Here is a 19,470-nt window from a genome sequence, read left to right as displayed (position 1 = left end):
AAGCCACCTTTGAGGGATCGGTCATTTGCTTCTCCGCCTTTCAGCTGTTTTTGTTGGAAATGCCTCGGAACAGTACCGCCCCACTTGCGTAGCCAGCAGCTCGGTAATGAGGAACCGTGCAGAACGACGTATCTGTTGATTTCAGTGTTTTTCCGAAGACTTGAAGCAATAAAGTGTGCTGTTTCAATTGATTTCAGAATTACCGCCAAATTTTTCCGGATCTCCAAAGTACACCTTTTCGGCGCTTTCGGTTTATGGGAAGAAAGGTGTGCTTTCGGCCAAATTACCGCTGGACCTGGAAACAAAACCGCGGGATCGAAAATCCGCCAAAAGTTCGGAAAACGTTGAATTCTGTTTGTGTGGTCGTGTCATGGTCTGCTGGTCTATCCATGCAAGGACTTTGTCCTTGGGCGCCAATTTGCGCTTGCCGATGTAGAGCCTGGGGAAGTCCGTGCGGTTCATCAGCTGATACGCACTCGCGCGCGAGATGACAAGCAGTGCGGCAAGCTGCTCGGCGTTCAGCACGTCAGAATAATCGCCGTAGAGAATATGCTGTTTTGAATAAAGACGAGTAGATAAGAAGTTCGCGAATTTTATATTATTTTAGCTAATCAGTAAGTGGTTAAGGTTATATAATATTGATAGAGTGTAACACTATGAAAGGGAAAATGTTGGCTGAAGAGTAGAATGCCTTTTTGGTGTCAGAAAAACAAATGAGGTGCTGTTGGGAATGATGGATGGAAACCCAACAAACGCTTAATATGCCATAAATAAAATTTATGTTGAGTGGTTGTAACCAAGTATGGATTTTTCTGCCTTACGGTATGATCAGGAGCAACTACGAGATGCAATTAAACTGACCGCAACCATATGGGGAAAAGACGCGCCAAGTTTTGCTTTGCAATGGCCAACTTTTTGTACGATTGAAGAAAAATGCCAGGCAGTATGCGGCATAATTACTCAGGACTGTCGGGAAATTACAAAAATACAGGTATTACCTGAAAAAATTCTTCATGACGACATCAGGTGCTGGCGCTTGCCAGTCATGCGACTATGATCATGGACACCTTTATGGATACAATACCAAGCCTGCCTACGATTACAGGGGTAAAGGCGCTGATCGCTGAAAAGGCTGCTACAGAATTGACTCTGATGGACTGGACGTGTTGAGATGAGTGGCATGCCGGCAACACAGGGAAGAAAAAATGAGGGTCATGTGTTCTAAATGGGAAAATAAGTTGAGATAATTTCAACAAATTAAAGATAATAGGAGATTTTGAGGGGATATACCGTCAAAAACGTCTTTGATCTAAGCGAAAGGGCGTTGTACGGGGCTGTCCCCCTAATGGTGATCATCACGGGATCTACGAAAAGATACGAGTTGCTTCTGAATGGATATGCCCCAAAACAAAGGTATAGCGTGGGATAAAATTCACGCTATACTTCAAAATAAACATTTAGGTGTGATCGGAAGCACAACAGCTATATGCCGAAAATCATACTATACAAGCCGATGATCGCAGGCATAGTGGCGATGCATAGCATAGTGGTGACTGCATTGATCGTGCTGGCATAGGCCGGATCGTCGCCATAGATCATCGCCATCTGCGTTAGGCCGGCCGAAGAGGGCGTGCTGGCGGCAAGCAACGTGATGAACAGGATGCGTGCGCCTTCCGGCGCGAGGGCGGCGAGTCGGGAAAAATAGAAAACGGCAATGATCAGGAGGGGGGACACGATCAAGCGCAGCAGCGCGACCAGCCATAGCCGGCGGTAGGAGCGAACCCTGCGCCAGTCCATGGAGCCGATCAGGATACCCGTTACGAGCATGGCCAACGGGCCGGTCATATCTCCCGTAGACACGATGGCTTCCTGCAGCACGGGCGAGAAACGGATCCCTGCGATAAAAAGGAAGATACCGATAAAAATAAACACCATATTGATGTTTTTGAAGATCTTCTGCCATTCGATATGCGTATCACCGGATAACAGCATTTTTCCGTGGCTCCAGATCAAAGAAAGCTGCACCGCGACAAAGGGGGTGGTGTAGATGACCCATTCTATTCCGAGGACAGAGGATACAATGGGAATAATCAGACTGCCCGCATTGGAATAGATCGTCGTCGCGCGCTCCAGCGCGGTCAAATGGAAAAGATGTCCGCAGGCTTTGGTCACAAGCAGCAGGACGATATGAACCAGAACAGCAGCGATCAGGGCAAGGATAAAGCCGCTTTGAATATCCGGCGTATAGTCGACTTGAAAAGCGGAGAGAATCACGCATGGTGTGATGACATACAGCGATATGACGGAAAGACATTTGCTGTTTTCGGGTGTAACAAGTTTGCTTTTTACCAAAACTACGCCCATGAACATGATAATAAAAAGGGATAAGATTTTTTTCGCCAGCATAAGGCTGATCATGAGATCACCTCGCGATCGGTTTGCGAAAATATAGGAAAGCAGAAGCAAACGGCAAGACGCATTGTCTTGCCGTTTGTTTTTAAAAGATATGGGGGTGCATGTGCCTAGCGCTGTACCCTGCCAGAGGTATTTCCAGTTGCGAGCGACTCGACTTCTGCCACACTGACCAGGTTGAAGTCCTGCTCGATAGAATGCTTGAGGCAGGAGGCGGCCGCCGCGAAGTCAATCGCCTTTTGGTTGTCGTACTGCGAGAGCAGAGCGTAAATCAGCGCACCGCCAAAGCTGTCGCCGCCGCCGACCCGATCGACGATATGGACGCGGTACTGCTGTGAAAAGAAAGCCTGTTTGCCGTTATACAGCATCGCTGCCCAGTTGTTTTCGCTGGCTGAGATGCTTCCGCGAAGCGTAATGGCGACCGCCCTGCATTTAAATCGCTCGCTGAGCTGCCTGGCTACGCTGATATAGCCCTCATGCGACAGTTTGCCGCTGTCGACATCTGTATTTTCTGCGTGGATGCCAAATACATCGGCCGCATCCTCCTCGTTAGCAATGCATATGTCGACGTACGGCATCAGCGTTTCCATGACCGTCCGCGCCTCTTCGCGGCTCCAAAGCTTGTTGCGGTAATTCAGATCACAGCTGACGGTAAGGCCAGCACTTTTCGCAGCCTGGACCGCTTCCAGACAAATGACCGGAAGCGTTTCGCTGAGTGCCGGCGTGATACCGGTAAAATGGAACCAGTCTGCTCCATTGAAGATTGTTGGCCAATCGAACTCCGCAGATTTTGCCAGCGCAATAGATGAACCCGCGCGGTCATAGATGACTTTGGACGGACGCTGGGAAGCGCCTTTCTCCACATAATAGGTGCCAAGGCGCGGTCCGCCGCGCAGCATATACGCGGTATCCACCCCGTACCGGCGCAGCGCGTTGACTGCGGCCTGCCCGATCTCATGGGCAGGAACCTTAGAAACAAAGGCGGTGTCCATCCCGTACTGTACCAAGGAAACGGCAACATTCGCCTCGCCGCCGGCATAGCTGGTCTCAAAACGATCGGCCTGTACAATCCGGCGGTATCCCTCCGGATTCAGGCGCATCATGATTTCGCCAAAGGTAATGATCTTGGGCATGGTTTAACTCCTTACTGCGCAGCAAAAGTCCTGCGCGACTGCGGTGATCCGGTCGAAAGCGCCTTCAGCTGCCCACGTTTTGTTGACAAGATTACCGCCGATGCCGAAGCCGCAGCAGCCGGCCTTGAGAAACGCGGGGATGTTTTCGGTGTTGATACCGCCGACCGCCAAATACTTGATATGTCCCAGCGGCGCAAAGACCGCTTTGAAGTAATCCACACTCAGCGCGCCGGCGGGGAACAGCTTGACAAAGTCCGCACCGGACTGGTGCGCCAGTGTGATCTCGGTAGGTGTCATCGCGCCGGGCATGGATACCAGTCCGCGCTCGCGAGTCTCCGCGATAACCGACTCTTTGGTATCGGGGGAAATGATATATTGTGCGCCTGCGTCAGCGGCAAGGCGCACCAGTTCTGTGCTGACGACTGTGCCCGCACCGATGAGTAGCTTTCCGCTAAATGCGTTGGAAAGGTCGGAAATAGTCCGCGCGGTCTGTAGGAAAGAGTCCGGCTCCTGTTGGTTGAAAGGGATCTCAAGCAGGCGGATGCCGCCGTCGTAAAGCGCCTGCGCAAGCGGCATGCATTGATCGTGCGGAATGCCGCGGACGATCGCGATCAGTTTATGCAGTTCGACCTGTTGAATAATATTTTTTCTCATATGGTCAGACCTCTCGAAAAGGAATAGATTATACAATACCCTCTATGGGTTCTGCAAGACTGGCTCGCGGGGAATCCTGCACAGGGGCATACAGTACAGCTTCAAAATAATCACCCGTGGCTACAGGGACAAAGTGAGCTTTGCCCGCATGAACTAGCACCTGGGTCCCAGCAGGGATACGGGCAAGCTGTACGGTTTCCAGTGCAGGAATACCATTTTTCAGATCGCAGAAGATCATAATACATTCACCGTGGGTGAAGAAAAACATTTCATCGCTGCCATGTGTTTCTACTTCCGTGAATACTGGTGCATGATGCCAGCCGATTAGTCGGCCGGAGATGATTTCCTGTCCGTTAAAAGAGGTTTTCAGATTGTAGGGCGTCCACTGGAAATAGCGCTCCTTGTATTCGTTCTCCTGCGGATTAAGCTGTATGGAAACGCCGCTGATTTTCATTTCATTAATGTTATGGATGGGTAACTTCATATCTGTTTGTTTCACCTCGTGATAATTTTATATTAAAACGTTTCAATATTGGACGAAAAATTTATTTTGCGCAGGTAGAACGGAAAACAGCAGCGGATTAGGGTGCTGCCGTTTTCCGTATATGCATTTTATCCGTACATGATTGCAGGCATCAGGGTAGAGAGCTGCGGTACAAACGCCAGTAACAGGATGACAATGCCAAGACCAGCAAAAAACGGAATCATGGCCTTACATAGCTTGCCGAAATCGACCTTGGCCACCTTCTGAAGAATGAACAGTACCATGCCGAATGGGGGGGTTACAACGCCAACCATTAGCGTGAATACGAATACCATACAGAAATGAATTGGATCGATACCAAAGGAGGTTGCTACCGGATACAGGATTGGTGCAACAATAAAAATTGCCGCGGTACCATCCATAATGCAGCCTACGATCAGCATGATGATGACAATGACGATCATGCAGCCGGTCGGCGAAGAAACAAAGCTCATCATCATTTCCGTAATGATATTCGGCACACGCTCAAGGGTAAGGACGTACCCGAACACCTTGGCAGCGACAACGATAAACAGGATATTGCAGAGGAGCTGCGCGGATTCGCGGAAAATATGTGGTATCTGACGCAGGGGAAGCTCGTGGGTGATAAGACCCAGGCAGATCGCATACATGCCTGCAAAGACTGCAACTTCCGAGGGGGTAAAGACACCGCTGTAAATGCTCAAACGCATCAGGACAGGGGTCATCATGGGAAGAAAAGCCATTTTCAAGTCAACCCAGAAAAGGCGTGCGGTGGGGAACGGCGTCCGAGGATAGCCGTTTTTCAGAGCCAGCAGAAATACGATGATCATCAGTATCAGCGCGCAGGTAATACCAGGAAGAATCCCTGCAGCAAACAACCGTCCGGTAGAAACACCGGTGAGGGTAGCCATCAGAATCATCGGCACGCTGGGTGGGATAATTGGCCCCAACACAGAGGAGGCTCCGGTGATAGCGGCAGAAAACTCCTTGTCGTAGCCGTTTTGGGTCATTGCTTTGACCTCGATTTTTCCAAGTCCGGCTGCGTCGGCAGTGGCAGAACCGCTCATGCCCGCGAATATGACACTGGCGAGCACATTGGCATGTCCTAGGCCTCCGGGAATCCAGCCGACAACGTCCTGCGCGAAAGTGAAGATACGCCGCGTGACACCGCCCAGGTTCATCAGGTTGCCTGCCAGGATAAAGAAGCCTACCGCAAGCAACGTTTGGGACATGGGAGCTGCAACAGACTGAATAACAGCGCTATAAAAGCTGATGTCGAACATCTGCATATAGATAAATGAAGCCATCAGCATCGAAATAGCCACAGGAACGCCCAGTGCCATAAAGGCGATTAGAAATACAAACAACCATAGGAAATCCATTTGTTCAGTTCGCCTCCTCGTCTTCCAGATCAGTAACTGATTGCTCGCCTTCTCCGAAGCGGAACCAAGGTTCTTTGTGACACAGCTCACGTACAGAGTCGATGCAACTGAGCGCGCTGTAAAGCAGTGCAAGTCCATAGCCGATGGGAACAGCCAGGAACGCTTTGCCGCGATCCAGTGCAAAGGTACCAAAAGAAACGTTCCATTCGCTCATCGAATACTTGATACCGTCCTGGATTAAAACGATACAAAGCAGTATGAATGCAATATCGAAAATCAGCGATAAAATACGCTGTGCGTTTTTAGGCAGGAAAACAAATATTCCATCAATGCGGATATGACTTTTAGTCCGTATACCATAGCCAATCCCTAGGAAGGCCATGAACATTTGCAGCATGGTGGATACCTCGTCTGTCCAAATAATTGGGCTGTTGAACAGATAGCGGCTAACCGATTGTATGGCAACAACGACGAACGCGCCCATAAATAAGACGGTCAAAAACCATGTCTCAAAGGCAGTATAATAACGCGCAAGCTTTTTAATCAAATCAATCCCTCCTTTATGTGTGGGAAATATGCGTTATTCTGCAAGCGCGCGGATGGCCTCCCAGGTACCGTCGCCCCATTCGTCGTCATGCTGGTCGTACATTGCCTCGCAGGCTGTGCGGAATTCGGAGGTGTCGATGTCGTAGCAGCTGATCTGGCTGCGGAGCTGCTCTTCATATTCTGCCTCGGATTCCTGGATAAGCGTATTATATTCCGCAGTAACCTCATCGACCGCCTCGCAGAGCAGTTCAAATTGTTCGTCGGAAAGCTTCTGGCGTCCAGCGTCGCTCAAAACAAACAGCTGAGTCTGATACTGATGGGCAGTAAAGGTCATATAAGGCGCTACCTCATAAAATGCCTGTGCAACAATCTGTTCCGCGCCGTTTTCGGTTGCATCGATGGTACCGTTCTGCAGCGCCATATAAACCTCGTTGCCTGCCATCGGTGTGGGGGACGCGCCAAGCGCTTCAATAGAGGCGATTGGCATGGGTTCGTTTGGAACGCGGAACTTCAGCCCTTTCAGGTCAGCCAGAGATTGAACCGGTTTTTTAGAGACGATATGACGGCGGTTGTAGTAGACTTCTCCGAGTACAGTGGCGCCGGTTGCCTCCTCGAGGCCGGACATTACCTCGCCATAGATATCGGACTCCATGTACTTCTGGTAGTGATCCCAATCATTGAACATGAAGAATGCATTGACTACGCCCTGGCGTGGGTTATAGCTGTCGAATGCGCTCAGTGCCTGCATCGAAATATCGGTTTCACCGCCCATCAACATAGCTACGCGCTCAGAGGAATTGCCAAGCGTATCAGCGGGATAAAAGGTGATCTGCACCTCACCGTTGGTCTTTTCGTTTACCAGATCTACCAGCGCTTCGCCACATTTGTTGATAATATGGGTCGGCGTCAGGCCGCTGTCAAGCGTTAACTCAACAGTACCCCCGGCCTGACTGTTTGCATCCGAACCACTCGAGCTACAGGCGCCAAGGCCCAGGATCATCGTTGCACTTAACAAGGAAGCTACGATTCGTTTCATAATAATTTACCTCTCTTTTCTTATTTCTTTTTTGTGTGTTACCATGCATGATAGGAAGAAGCACCAGCCGGATCGGTTGCCACAGGGGATGTTCGATGCGTGATGAAATAACTGCGGCACACGATGCGGGAAATTTTTGTAAAAGCACCACCTCCGAAAACAGGGGGGAAAGGCAACATAAACTGTTTAGGTCACGCTTGACGCCGCAGCGTCCGGCGGACTGCGTCTTCCCAGCCGGCGTGTTTTGCCAAGCGGGTCTGATCGTCCATTTGCGGTGTGTATGGTGTACGTTGGATGATGGAAAAGACAGATGGATCATATATACCGAAAGAAAGCCCCGCCATATAAGCCGCGCCGATACCGGACAGCTCTTCCGCATCCGTAACATGGACGGGGGTGCCGCTGATATCACTCTGGAACTGCATGAGATAGGCATTTTTGGTTGCGCCACCGTCTGCCAATACTTCACGCACGGGAATCCCGATGTCCTGCTCGATGGTGCGGAGTACGTCTGAAATTTGGTAAGCAATGCTTTCTAGGCCGGCTTTGACGATTTCTGCTCGGCCGGTCTGTCGGGTCAGGCCGTATAGGGCTGCCTGTGCTTCCCCGTCCCAGTAGGGGGCGCCAAGTCCGGTAAAGGCGGGGACCAGATAAGTCGTGTCTGCCGCGTGTGCCTGTCGGGCAAGCTGCTCGGATTCCGGCGGCGAAGCAATCAGGCCAAGCTCCTGCAGCCAGGTGATAACCGCGCCGGTGTAATTGATGTTGCCCTCCATGACATATTGGGTCTGGCCGTTTCTGCGCCAGGCCAGCGAGGTGACCAGGCCGTGCATGCTGTATTTGGGGGTAGAACCGATATTCATCATTACGGAAGACCCCGTGCCGTAGGTCACCTTGAGTTCTCCGCTGCGCAGACAGCCCTGCCCGAACAGCGCGCCGTGGGAATCGCCCAGCACGCCGCAGATGGGGATAGGGGCGGGCAGGAAGCCCTCCAAATCGGTAAAACCGAAAACTGAATCAGAATCGCAGACCGTTGCCAGCTCTGCCGGCTCCAGACCGAACATGCGGCAGATGTCAGGATCCCATTGCAGGGTGGAAATGTTGAACAACTGCGTCCGCGAAGCGTTGGAGTAGTCGGTCTTATAGCTCGCGCCCTGCGTCAGCCGGTAGATCAGCCAGGTATCTACCGTACCCAGGCACAGCGCGTGCTGCTGTGCGAGCAATGCTGCTTCGGCTACATTTTCCCGTATCCATGTGAACTTGGAAGCGGGGAAATAGGGTGAAAGCGGGATGCCGGTACGGCGCTGGATCTGCTTCGTGGACGCGGCTGTGGCGATGCGCTCACAGATCGCGTTGCTGCGTGAGCATTGCCAGACCACGGCGCCGCATATCGGCTTGCCAGTCTCACGGTTCCACGCGGCAGCGGTTTCACGTTGGTTGCTGATACCAAGACAGACGATATCACTTTTGCGGATACCGGCTTGCTGAACAACGGCCTGGACACAGCGGATCAGGTTTTGATAGATCTCTTCAAGGTCGTGGGATACCCAGCCGTGCGCGTCAATGACCTGTTGGTGCGTCAGGTCACTGCGGTGAAGCAGGCGCCCAGCTTGGTCGAATAGCAAGGCTTTGGTACCCTGCGTACTTTGGTCAACGGAAAGGACGTAACGCATATTCATTGCGACGCCCTCCTACAGGTTCTGTTCTACAGAGGCGGCGATTCCTTCGGCATGAAGGCCGTAATAAGCGAACACATCTTTGGAAGTGCCGGCGATGACCGGCTCGTCGGGAAGGGACAGGTTTACTACCTTTTTCGGGTAGTGGGCAGACAGGACCTGGCTGACCATCGAACCAAGCCCGCCGGTGGGTGCGTGTTCCTCCACTGTGACGACCAGCCTTGTTTCCCGCGCATTTTCTATAATGCTCTGCTTGTCCAGTGGCTTGAGACAATACATATCCAGTACGGTACACGCGATGCCCTTGGACTGCAGAAGTGCAGCGGCGTCAACGGCGGGCCGCACCATTTCGCCGCAGGCAACGATCAGTACGTCTTCCCCTGCGCCGATTTTGGTCGCGCGGTCCATTTCGAACGGGATGTTGTTTTCTTCATATACATCCGTTACCGGATTGCGGCCCACGCGGATATAGGCGCCTTTGTCATCCTGCAAAAGCGCCTTCATCAGCTTTGCAGTCTGGAAACGGTCACTCGGCAGATAGACGCGCATATGGGGGATCGCGGATAGGGCGGCGATGTCCTGCAGCGAATGGTGGCTCATACCCAACGCGCCGTAGCTGATGCCGCCGGAAATGCCGATCAGCTTGACATTGGTGGAAGAATAGGCCACGTCGATCTTAATCTGCTCGTAGCTGCGCGTCGAAAGGAACGAAGCAGGGGAGGCGGCAAACGGCTTTTTGCCGCAGCTTGCAAGGCCGGCGGCAATGCCGACCAGATCCTGCTCCGCGATACCTGTTTCGATAAACTGCGCTGGATAAGCCTGTGCAAAGGGGGCGAGCGATGCGGAGCCGCGGGAATCGCTACACAGGACGACAATATCATTATCGGACTGCGCTGCCTGTATCAAAGTGTCGCAAATGACCTGACGGTTCGCAATCGTATTCATTGTACGGCCTCCTTTCTTGCCGCGAGATCTTGCAAGATCTGCTGGTATTCCTCATCGTTGGGCACTTTGTGGTGCCAGCCGGCCTTGTTTTCCATGATGGCGGAGCCGCAGCCTTTGACGGTGTTCGCGATCAGGACGCTGGGCTGGCCCTTATGCCATTCCGCCTGCGCGAAAGCGGCATCCAACTGGGCTACGCTGTTGCCATCGGCTACATCGATCACATGCCAGCCGAAAGACCGGAAGCGTGCATGCAAATCGTCGAGCGCCATGACGTCTTCTGTACTGCCGGAGATTTGCAGACGGTTGCGGTCCACGACCGCGCACAAATTGTCGAGCCGGTAGTGTGCGGCTGACATCGCACCCTCCCAGACCGAGCCCTCCGCCAGCTCGCCGTCGCCCATCACAACATAGGCGCGGTAGTCTTTGCCGTCCATTTTGGCGGCAAGAGCCATGCCGACGGCCACTGGCAATCCATGCCCGAGCGAGCCTGTATTCATTTCAATCGCCGGAAGCTTGTTGTTAGGGTGACCGATGTAGGGGGAACCAAATTGAGAGAACTTTTCTGTCGCCTCAGCAATGTCCAGAAAGCCGGCAGCGGCAAGAACAGTCAGATAGGCCTCTACGGAGTGCCCTTTGCTGAGAATAAAGCGGTCACGGTCCGGGGAGGCAGCGGTTTGCGGTGTGATGCGCATCCTGCGCAGATAGAGCGTCATCAAAATTTCCAGAACGCTCATATCGCCGCCAATATGACCGGCCTTTCCGGTACGGATCAGCTCAACGATATCCTTTCGAAGCTCGAAAGAACGCTTTTGCAATGCGGTTAAATCGTCCATAAACGCTTCTCCTTGTGTTGTAGAGATAATCATGATGCAAGTAGTTTGTATGTGCTAAACTGTATTGAATGATTTGGATATTAAAACGTTTCATGAAAAAAGCGATAAGGAGCGGTCTTAATTTAAGAATACGAAACCATACGGAAAAATCAAGACCTATTTTTGAAAAATTCGAATTTTTGTAAAAAACATCCGAAAAAATGCAAGGAAATATGTACAGAAACGATATTGCAAAAAAATGCGCGAGGTGTATAATCAAAATGTGATTAAAACGTTTCAACAAAAAACGATTCAGGTTTGTGCGGGCAAATTACACAATTGCAATATAGTAGAAATCAGGCTACAATGAAAGAAAGGGAAACGATTTGTCTGTAATAACAATTAATTGGAGGCAATATGGCGGAGACAAGAGAAAACGTCAAAAAGGAAAACAGAAAAGCGCGCCGACAGGGTAAAAGCTCAATCAGTGATGTGGCCCGTCTGGCTGGTGTGTCAGTTGGCACGGTATCCAACGCGCTTAATTCGGTGGGATATGTTAAGGATTCCACCCGGAAGCTGGTACTGGACGCAGCAAAAGAGCTGGGTTATGTGCCTAACCGCGCCGGGCGGATTTTGAAAACCGCGAAAACCGGTTTGATCATGCTGGCATTGCCGGATACGTCCAATGAGATATACTTCGGTATGATAGAAGGCGTGCAGGAAACGGTTAAAAAGCAAGGCTACTCCATGTTGCTGTACTATACCAATGGTAAACTAAACGAGGAACTGCAAGCGGTCCGGTTGTTGCAGGAGCGTGTTGTGGACGGCCTGTTCATGGTACACTTCTCCTATGACCAGGAGCTGTTGGACGCCGTTCTGCAAACGCCGGCGCCGATCGTGCTGTGTGGTATGTGCAACCATCTGTGGGCGAACCAGGGGTATCCGTTCGATACTATTTCCATCGATGTTCAACAGGGAATACATGACGCGGTCAAGCACCTCGCTTCGATGGGGCACAGCCGGATCGGATATTTGGCGGGGCCCAAAGGGTTGGAAGTGTATCGGCAGCGCTATGAAGGGTTCCAGACGGCTATGGAAGAGTGCGGGCTTATCTGCCCTGAAACATATGTGCAGTGGAACGATTATAATGAGCGTGGAGGATATAATTCAGGACGCATCCTGTTCCAGATGCAGGACCGGCCGACGGCGATTTGTGCGTCCAACGATCAACAGGCGATCGGATGCTGGGAAGCTGTGCATGACCTGAACGGAAAAATTCCAGAGGATATTGCGCTGACCGGTTTGGATAATCTGAAAATTTCCAAGATTCTCGACATTACCTCGTTTGGCATGCACGAAGACGAAATGGGCGAGGAGGCGGCCAGAATGATTCTTGCCAGACTGAAGTATCCGGCGGAGGAGCCTCAGAACCTTTATTTCCGTCCGCGTCTGATGGTGCGGAAAAGCAGTTTGGAAAAAATATAAGCTGATATGGTGCGGAATACTCTGTATACCATCATATTTATAAAATAAAACGATTCAATGTTTTTGAAAATAATCATAAAAAATACCATATAACACTTTGTAAAAATAAAATGAATCGTTTTAATAATTGCTTGACAATGAAATGGAGGGGAGACGCACAGACACCGTTGGATAACGAAACCAATACGACAAAATGGAGTGAGAAGAATGAAACAGTTAACGGATGCGTTCGTTTTACACAATGGCGTCAAGCTGCCCTGCGTAGGCTTCGGCACTTGGCAGACACCGGATGGAGAGACCGCAGTTCGCGCCGTAAAAGCAGCGATCGAAGCGGGCTACCGACATATTGACGGCGCCGCGGTTTATGGAAATGAAAAAAGTGTGGGTGAGGGCATTCGGTCGGGAATGGAATCAGCCGGCGTGCGCCGTGAGGAGCTGTTTGTGACCAGTAAGGTCTGGACAACGCACCGCGGGTACGAAAAGACGCTGGAGGCGTTCGAAAAGTCGCTGCATGATTTCGGCTTGGACTATTTTGACCTGTATCTGATTCACTGGCCGGCGAACGCGGGCAACTGTGAAAACTGGGACGAGATGAACCTGGAAAGCTGGCGCGCCCTGACCGAGTTGTATCGGGCGGGCAAAGTGCGCGCGATCGGCGTATCCAACTTCCTGCCCCACCACCTCAAATCCCTGATGGAGACCGGAGTAAAGCCAATGGTGGATCAAATCGAGTTCCACCCCGGCTATATGCAGGCGGAAACGGTTGCTTACTGCAAGGAAAACGGGATACAGGTCGAGGCGTGGAGCCCGATGGGCAGCGGAGCGATGTTCCAGAACGAGACCGTCAAGCAGATCGCGGAAAAGTACGGAAAAACTGTGGCGCATGTCTGTGTTCGCTGGTGCCTACAGCACGGGGTCGCCCCGTTGCCGAAATCGGTTACGCCGTCCCGCATCAAGGACAATACGAATGTGTTTGACTTCGTGCTTTCGGCAGAGGATATGGCGGTGATCGACGCGATGCCGCTGACCGGTTATTCGGGTAATAATCCGGATACGTTCAACGTGTTCTAAAATGAAATATTCTATAGATAACAAAACGGGAGGAAGAAAAATGATCAAACGTACTTTGGGCAGAACCGGTTATGAGGTATCCGCGCTAGGACTGGGTGGCTTCCAGTTTACCAGCATGTTCGACGTGGCACCCGAGGAGGCAGACGCGATCATCGATTATGCAATCGCGCATGGCGTGAACCTGATCGATACCGCACAGTGCTATGGCGGCGGCGAAAGCGAAGCGATCGTAGGCCGTGCGCTACAGCGCCATCCGGATGATAAGCCGATTATTTGCGCCAAGGTGGGGCATCTGCACGAGGGCATCCTCGCAGGAATGAAGGAGCGCGCGATCGAGGCGTTTCAGGATCCGAAAAAAATCATGGCCACCATCAAGCATTCCATGTGGCTGATGCGCGTCGACCATTTTGACATCCTGCTTATGCACGAGGTTGAGCGCGAGTGGAAGGCGAACTTTGATACGGCGGACTGCGTGATTATGGAGGTGCTGGAGCAGCTTAAAAAGGAGGGGCTGACCCAGTATATCGGCGGCTCGTCGTGGGACTGCTCCGCGCTGGCGAAGATGACGCGTACCGGTCGGTTCGACGTGGTCATGGTCGCGGGGGGCATCAGCCTGCTCAACCGCTGGATGTTCGATGAACTGATTCCGGCGGCAAAGGAGCACGATGTTGGCGTGCTGGTCGGCGGCTGCTTAGGGCAGAACAACCCGGGGCTGGTCAATAAGGACCGTGCGGCGCTGGAGGCTTTCCTGCAGTCGGAGGATGAAAAGGTAGTCTCGCAGGCGCGCAAGCTCTCCAAGCTGTACGACTTGTCGGACGAGCTGGGGCTGAATATGGTGCAGCTCGCGGTGCGCTATGTCCTGTCTTTCCCAGAGATCCACTCGCATACGCTGGGTGCCCGCGCGCTGGCGCACATCCAGGATAACATCGCAACAGTCGAGATGGGGCCGCTGGCTTCCGAGTATGTGACCCGCATCAATGCGATCCAGGATGAGGGCAACACGGATATGAAGCTCAAGGAATTCACCAATGTGTTCAAGAAATAACAAACATACAGAAAGGACTAGAAAAGTATGATCCAGAAATTAAAATACGGCGAACCGATGCTGAAGGTCAAGTACATCGAGGACGAAAGTAACTACGAGATCAGCATGATGGCGATCCTGATCAACCTGTCCTATGACGTGAAGGAGGACATTCTGCTCGAGGGCATCCCGCTGCAGCCGATGAAAGGCACGATTGTCGGCCACACTACCGTCCCCCATATCGACAAGGCGGTTATTGTGGAAAACTATGAGGAGTTGGCTGCGGATCCCAATGTGTTCGACAAGTTTGCCGAGGCGTGGCCGCAGATGTACACCCTGCGTCCGGAAGAGCGCTTCAAGGGCTTGCCGTTCTACCATGCCGAGGGCGAATTCGTCCACGACGGTATGATCTATATCGATAGCAACTGCATCGCCCAGCCGCATAACCTTGGCCTGCATCAGAATCATCCGCGCGATATCGACGAATACCACTGCCTGCTGCTCGGCGCAGGTGCGATGCAGATGTTTCATGAAAAGGACTTCGACACCAAGTTCCGTGAGATGCAGATGGCGCCTGGCATCGTCCATGACGTGCTTTTTGATGCGAACGGCGGTTACCAGTGGCATCAGTTCCAGTCTTTCGCGCCGACAGTATTCATGGGCATCCACATCACACGGAAAAAAGCGGACTGAGGGAGCGGGATCATGGCCAAAAAAGCGGCATTTTTCCATACGACTCTGGCGACGCCCGCGCCGATGAAAGCGGCGTTCCATGAGCGGTACCCAGATGCGGAGCTGATCACGATCCTAGAGGACGGCGTGCTGCCCGAAGTGATTGCCAACGGTGGGCTGCCGACCCCATCCATCGTCAAGCGGATAGTGGAGTACGGCGCGATCGCACAGGAGCAGGGCGCGGCAGTATTCGTCTGTATATGCACCACGCTGGGAATTGCCGTGCGTGAGGCGCAGAAAGCAGTATCCATCCCGATGTTGACGATCGACGGCCCAATGCTCAAGCAAGCGGTCCAAAGTGGGGAGCGGATCGGCATGCTGATCACGTTCCCGCCGACCGCGCGGACTTCCAAGGCCGCAGCTCTGGCCTTTGCAGCAGACTGTGGGTGCGAAGTGACCGTTGATGTGATCGTGGTGGATGGAGCGCGCGACGCATTGAACGCAGGGGATAAGCAGGAGCACGACCGACTGATCGTAGAAAAGGCAAAAGAGGCGGCAGCGGCTTACGATGTGCTGGTGTTCGCGCAGGTAACGATGCTGGACGCTGCGGAGCAGTGCGGCAGCCTCAGTGTGCCAGTGCTGACCAGCGTCCAGTCTGGCTTGGAGCAGCTTGCGGCATATTTTGCATGACAGGAGGCAGGACATGAAAATCACAGATGTAAAAGCAACGATTCTGAAATACCAGTACGAGAACGGCATTGCGGACGCGCAGAATTTTTTTTCGATCCGTTCCGCTGTGCTGGTGCAGGTCTACACGGATGAAGGGATTGTTGGACTTGGGGAGTCGGCCTGCTTTGGCGGACCTCCGGAAACGACAAAAATCGTGATCGAGACTGAGCTGAAGCCCATCGTACTGGACCAGGATCCGACCAATATCCAGCTCGTCTGGCAGCGTATGTTTGACCGGACCCGTCAGCACGGTAGGAGCGGGCTGATCTTCGCCGCGATGAGTGGCATCGACATCGCGCTGTGGGATATTTTGGGCAAAAAGGCTGGGCTGCCGGTTTATAAGCTGCTGGGCGGCTACGCGGATAAGGTGACGCCCTACGCCAGCTCGGGCTTCTACTCGCGTGGCAAGGATACTCAGGCGATCGCCGCAGAATGCCGCAGCTATTTCGAACGCGGCTTCCGGTATGCGAAGATCAAGATCGGCCGTAATCCGGAGGTGCTGATGACACCGCTGCATAACATGGCGTTTACCGAGGAGTGCCGGTATTCCTTGGACGAGGATCTGGAGCGCGTGGCGGCCTGCTGCGCCGTGGCGAAGGAGTACGGCGCGCGCATCATGGTGGACGCTAATAACAACTGGAACACCTTTACGGCAATACAGATGGGGAAAAAGTTACAGGAAATGGGCGTGTACTGGTTGGAGGAGCCGCTTCATCTGGATAATATCGACGGTTCGGCGGAGCTTGCCGCCGCGCTTGATATGCCGGTGGCAGGATATGAATCCGAGGTCGGATTTTATCGATTCCGCGAATTCATCCAGCGGAGGGCGATCGACATCGTGCAGCCGGATTGTGTCTGGACGGGTGGTATTACGGAATGCCGCCGAATTGCTAACCTTGCGCTGGCGCATAATCTGCCGTGCAACCCGCATGTGTTCTCATCGGGCGTGAGCCTGGCGGCTAACCTGCACTTCCTGGCCTCGCTGCCGAACGCAGGCCTGTTTGAAATGGACCGCAACGTGTATCCGCTGCGCGACGAGCTGCTGACTGAGAAGATCGATATCGCGGCGGACGGTTTCGTCTATGTGCCGCAGGGACCGGGGCTCGGCATTGAGCTGAATATGGATACGGTGGAAAAGTATAAAGCCTGATACCCTGTGGGATAGGGCGCAGCAACACAACGATATACAGGAAAAGGAGCATATAAAAATGGCAATGACAAAGGAACAGGAGAACGAATTGGTCGCCAAGCTGCAGGAGAATATCCGCTTTCAATATGAACCGGAAAACAAGGAGCCGTTGACTAATGAGCGTATGGCGGAGATCGCTAAGGAGCTGGAGCAGTATCCGAGCGGCTTTGTAGCGGCCTGCCTGGAAAAAGGTCACCGCAGAGTGGACTACTATACCTCGCGCATGGATAAATATTATACCGACGCATCCCTACACTGCACAAATACCAAGATCGGCGCGCGTTGTGGTTTTGTCGTGACTATGCGCGTGGGGGTGCCGGTGCCGGAATTTGACGCGCCGACGCGATACGACCTCTTACGCCTGATCGATGCAAGCCCCAAGCCGGTCACGTTGGTCATCCAAGTGGACGAGCCGGAGGCCATGCGTCTGGCCGACAGCAACTTCGGCGGCCAGTATGGACGGGTATGCAATATCCTTGGCGTGAAGAATGTCATCTGCGACGGCGCGATCCGCGATGTGGAGGAGCTGGAGGGCTACGGCATGCAGCTGATGATCCCAGGAACCATTGCCTCCACAGCCCCGTCCATGATCTATGAGCTCAACGGCAAGGTGGAAGTAGCCGGTATGGAGGTCGAGCCCGGCGAGCTGGTCCATATGGATCGGGACGGCGCGGTCAAGTTCAAGGCCGAAATGCTGGAAGAGCTGCTCGCCATGTGCAAAGCGGAAAAGTGGGCGGAAGATGAAACCAATAAGGTGATCGAACAGGCCAAGACGGTGGATGAATGCATCCATGCCTACGAGATCTGCCATCTGCGGTGCAATCCGGCAAAGGAGGACTGACCGCACGCGTTGCGGAAGGAATACTTCCGGCAGAGAACAGGGCGGCTGGCGGTCGGCATCCAGCCGCTCTTCCATTATGATACGGCGTGCAGGACAAGGGAGGAATACAATGGAACACAGGCCATTTTCTTATAAAAATGCGGAGGAATTCAAAGCAGATTGCGCCGTGCTTCAACACGGGCTTCCCTATGCGGAAGATACTTCGATTCTGAGAGAGGCTCTGCAGTGCGGCACCCATACGATAAAAAACCGCCTGCTCGCTCAGCCGATCGAGGGGTTTGACGCGGACGCGGACGGCGGTCCGAATGAGCAGGTCGTCGAGCGGTACCGGCGTTTGTCGCAGGGAGGCTCGGGTACGATCTGGATGGAGTCGATATCCGTCAATTTTGAGGGAAAATCTGGCGCGAAGCAGCTCTGGATCACAAAAGATAATGTTAATAGGTTCCGTGGGTTGGTGGACACCATTCATGAAAGCGGCTGCCCCTATGTGGTGGCACAGCTCACCCATTCCGGCCGATACAGCAATCCGGACGGGCAGCGTCGGGCGATCTGTGCGTTTTCCAATCCGCTCATTCCCAAGGAAAACAGCCGTATCATTACGGACGAGGAACTGGACGGCCTGCGCGGGGACTATGTAGCCGCTGCCCAGTTAGCAGAGCAGGCGGGCTTTGACGCAGTCGATATCCGAGCCTGCCATGGATATCTGCTCAACGAACTGTTCGCCGCATATCATCGCCCGGGACGTTACGGCGGCAGCTATGAGAATCGGACGCGACTGCTGCGCGATATTGTGCGCGATGTGCGGGAGCATACTGGACTGGCGGTAGGGGTGCGTCTGAATGTCACGGATGGTCTGCCGTATCCTTATGGATGGGGCTGTGATCCGGACGATGCGAAAAAGCAGGATATGGCCGAGCCGCTCCGTCTGGTGCAGGAACTGGCGGAGCTGGGGGTTTCCATCCTCAATGTCAGCGCGGGAATCGGTGCCTGCACGCCATATATGATCCGGCCCTATGACCGTGGTGCGGCGATACCGGATGAACACCCGCTGGAGGGTGTCGAGCGCTTGCTGCAATCCGCGCGCATGGTCAAACAGGCGGCGACGGGTGTTTGCGTCGTCGCTTCCGGTTTTACCTGGCTGCGGGACTATGCGCCGATGGTCGCCGCCGGCGGCATACGGGATGGATGGTTCGATTTGGCGGGCTTTGGCCGCCAGTGGGTTGCAGCCCCATACTATGCAGACGATATCCTGTCCGGCCGGCGGCTGCAAAAGCCCTGTATGGCGTGTGGGGGCTGTACGGCGCTGATCAAGAGTGGGCAGGAAATGCGTTGCGTACGGAAATAACGAGGAAAGGAGACAA

19 protein-coding genes are annotated in these 19,470 nt (G+C 53.1%); 8 read left to right on the top strand and 11 right to left on the bottom strand.

The window, feature by feature from the left end:
* Window positions 1-252: 252 nt before the first annotated feature.
* The 11 genes from DBQ51_RS02475 to DBQ51_RS02425 form a co-directional block, all read right to left on the bottom strand.
* Window positions 253-525: a helix-turn-helix transcriptional regulator gene (locus DBQ51_RS02475; RefSeq protein WP_242977805.1), complete on the bottom strand. Its 273-nt coding sequence runs from the start codon at window positions 523-525 to the stop codon at window positions 253-255.
* A 957-nt stretch (window positions 526-1,482) separates the two neighbouring features.
* Window positions 1,483-2,406, bottom strand: coding sequence for an AEC family transporter (locus DBQ51_RS02470; protein ID WP_277997736.1), 924 nt, complete (start codon window positions 2,404-2,406; stop codon window positions 1,483-1,485).
* 116 nt (window positions 2,407-2,522) lie between these two features.
* Window positions 2,523-3,545, bottom strand: coding sequence for a sugar kinase (locus DBQ51_RS02465; RefSeq protein ID WP_107630679.1), 1,023 nt, complete (start codon window positions 3,543-3,545; stop codon window positions 2,523-2,525).
* 3 nt (window positions 3,546-3,548) lie between these two features.
* The gene (locus tag DBQ51_RS02460; protein ID WP_107630678.1) at window positions 3,549-4,199 is read right to left on the bottom strand and encodes a bifunctional 4-hydroxy-2-oxoglutarate aldolase/2-dehydro-3-deoxy-phosphogluconate aldolase; all 651 of its coding nucleotides are present in this window, start codon (window positions 4,197-4,199) and stop codon (window positions 3,549-3,551) included.
* A 28-nt stretch (window positions 4,200-4,227) separates the two neighbouring features.
* Window positions 4,228-4,683, bottom strand: a complete 456-nt coding sequence (locus DBQ51_RS02455) for a hypothetical protein (RefSeq protein WP_107630677.1) — start codon at window positions 4,681-4,683, stop codon at window positions 4,228-4,230.
* A 128-nt stretch (window positions 4,684-4,811) separates the two neighbouring features.
* The gene (locus tag DBQ51_RS02450) at window positions 4,812-6,086 is read right to left on the bottom strand and encodes a TRAP transporter large permease (protein WP_159068044.1); all 1,275 of its coding nucleotides are present in this window, start codon (window positions 6,084-6,086) and stop codon (window positions 4,812-4,814) included.
* A gap of 4 nt (window positions 6,087-6,090) precedes the next feature.
* Window positions 6,091-6,633 carry a TRAP transporter small permease gene (locus DBQ51_RS02445; protein ID WP_159068043.1) on the bottom strand — a complete coding sequence of 181 codons (543 nt, stop codon included), beginning with the start codon at window positions 6,631-6,633 and terminating at the stop codon, window positions 6,091-6,093.
* Between the two features lie 33 nt (window positions 6,634-6,666).
* A complete protein-coding gene (locus DBQ51_RS02440) occupies window positions 6,667-7,632 on the bottom strand; it encodes a DctP family TRAP transporter solute-binding subunit (protein ID WP_159068042.1) in 966 nt (321 codons plus the stop codon).
* A 227-nt stretch (window positions 7,633-7,859) separates the two neighbouring features.
* Window positions 7,860-9,344, bottom strand: a complete 1,485-nt coding sequence (locus DBQ51_RS02435) for an FGGY-family carbohydrate kinase (protein WP_107630674.1) — start codon at window positions 9,342-9,344, stop codon at window positions 7,860-7,862.
* Between the two features lie 12 nt (window positions 9,345-9,356).
* Window positions 9,357-10,286 carry a transketolase family protein gene (locus tag DBQ51_RS02430; RefSeq protein WP_107630673.1) on the bottom strand — a complete coding sequence of 310 codons (930 nt, stop codon included), beginning with the start codon at window positions 10,284-10,286 and terminating at the stop codon, window positions 9,357-9,359.
* Window positions 10,283-11,119: a transketolase gene (locus tag DBQ51_RS02425; RefSeq protein ID WP_107630672.1), complete on the bottom strand. Its 837-nt coding sequence runs from the start codon at window positions 11,117-11,119 to the stop codon at window positions 10,283-10,285. The genes DBQ51_RS02430 and DBQ51_RS02425 overlap by 4 nt, the downstream gene beginning before the upstream one ends.
* Window positions 11,120-11,515: 396 nt before the next feature.
* Here DBQ51_RS02425 and DBQ51_RS02420 point away from each other — a divergent pair, with 396 nt between their 5' ends.
* From DBQ51_RS02420 to DBQ51_RS02385, 8 genes are all read left to right on the top strand, one after another.
* Window positions 11,516-12,583, top strand: a complete 1,068-nt coding sequence (locus DBQ51_RS02420; RefSeq protein WP_107630671.1) for a LacI family DNA-binding transcriptional regulator — start codon at window positions 11,516-11,518, stop codon at window positions 12,581-12,583.
* A 207-nt stretch (window positions 12,584-12,790) separates the two neighbouring features.
* The gene (locus DBQ51_RS02415) at window positions 12,791-13,654 is read left to right on the top strand and encodes an aldo/keto reductase (protein ID WP_107630670.1); all 864 of its coding nucleotides are present in this window, start codon (window positions 12,791-12,793) and stop codon (window positions 13,652-13,654) included.
* A 40-nt stretch (window positions 13,655-13,694) separates the two neighbouring features.
* Window positions 13,695-14,699, top strand: a complete 1,005-nt coding sequence (locus DBQ51_RS02410; protein WP_159068041.1) for an aldo/keto reductase — start codon at window positions 13,695-13,697, stop codon at window positions 14,697-14,699.
* A 27-nt stretch (window positions 14,700-14,726) separates the two neighbouring features.
* Window positions 14,727-15,371 (top strand): hypothetical protein, encoded by a 645-nt coding sequence (locus DBQ51_RS02405; RefSeq protein ID WP_107630668.1) that lies wholly within the window; start codon window positions 14,727-14,729, stop codon window positions 15,369-15,371.
* Window positions 15,372-15,383: 12 nt separating this feature from the next.
* Complete coding sequence (locus tag DBQ51_RS02400; RefSeq protein ID WP_107630667.1) at window positions 15,384-16,040, top strand: aspartate/glutamate racemase family protein; 657 nt, start codon at window positions 15,384-15,386, stop codon at window positions 16,038-16,040.
* 13 nt (window positions 16,041-16,053) lie between these two features.
* Window positions 16,054-17,229, top strand: a complete 1,176-nt coding sequence (locus DBQ51_RS02395; RefSeq protein ID WP_107630666.1) for a mandelate racemase/muconate lactonizing enzyme family protein — start codon at window positions 16,054-16,056, stop codon at window positions 17,227-17,229.
* A gap of 58 nt (window positions 17,230-17,287) precedes the next feature.
* A complete protein-coding gene (locus tag DBQ51_RS02390) occupies window positions 17,288-18,109 on the top strand; it encodes an RraA family protein (protein WP_107630665.1) in 822 nt (273 codons plus the stop codon).
* Window positions 18,110-18,218: 109 nt separating this feature from the next.
* Window positions 18,219-19,454: an NADH:flavin oxidoreductase gene (locus tag DBQ51_RS02385; protein WP_159068040.1), complete on the top strand. Its 1,236-nt coding sequence runs from the start codon at window positions 18,219-18,221 to the stop codon at window positions 19,452-19,454.
* Window positions 19,455-19,470: the final 16 nt, after the last annotated feature.

This window comes from Agathobaculum massiliense (assembly GCF_900291975.1).
Classification (GTDB): Bacteria; Bacillota; Clostridia; order Oscillospirales; family Butyricicoccaceae; genus Agathobaculum; species Agathobaculum ammoniilyticum.
Note: the sequence above shows the minus strand (reverse complement) of the source record. Positions and strands in the feature narration are given on the sequence as shown.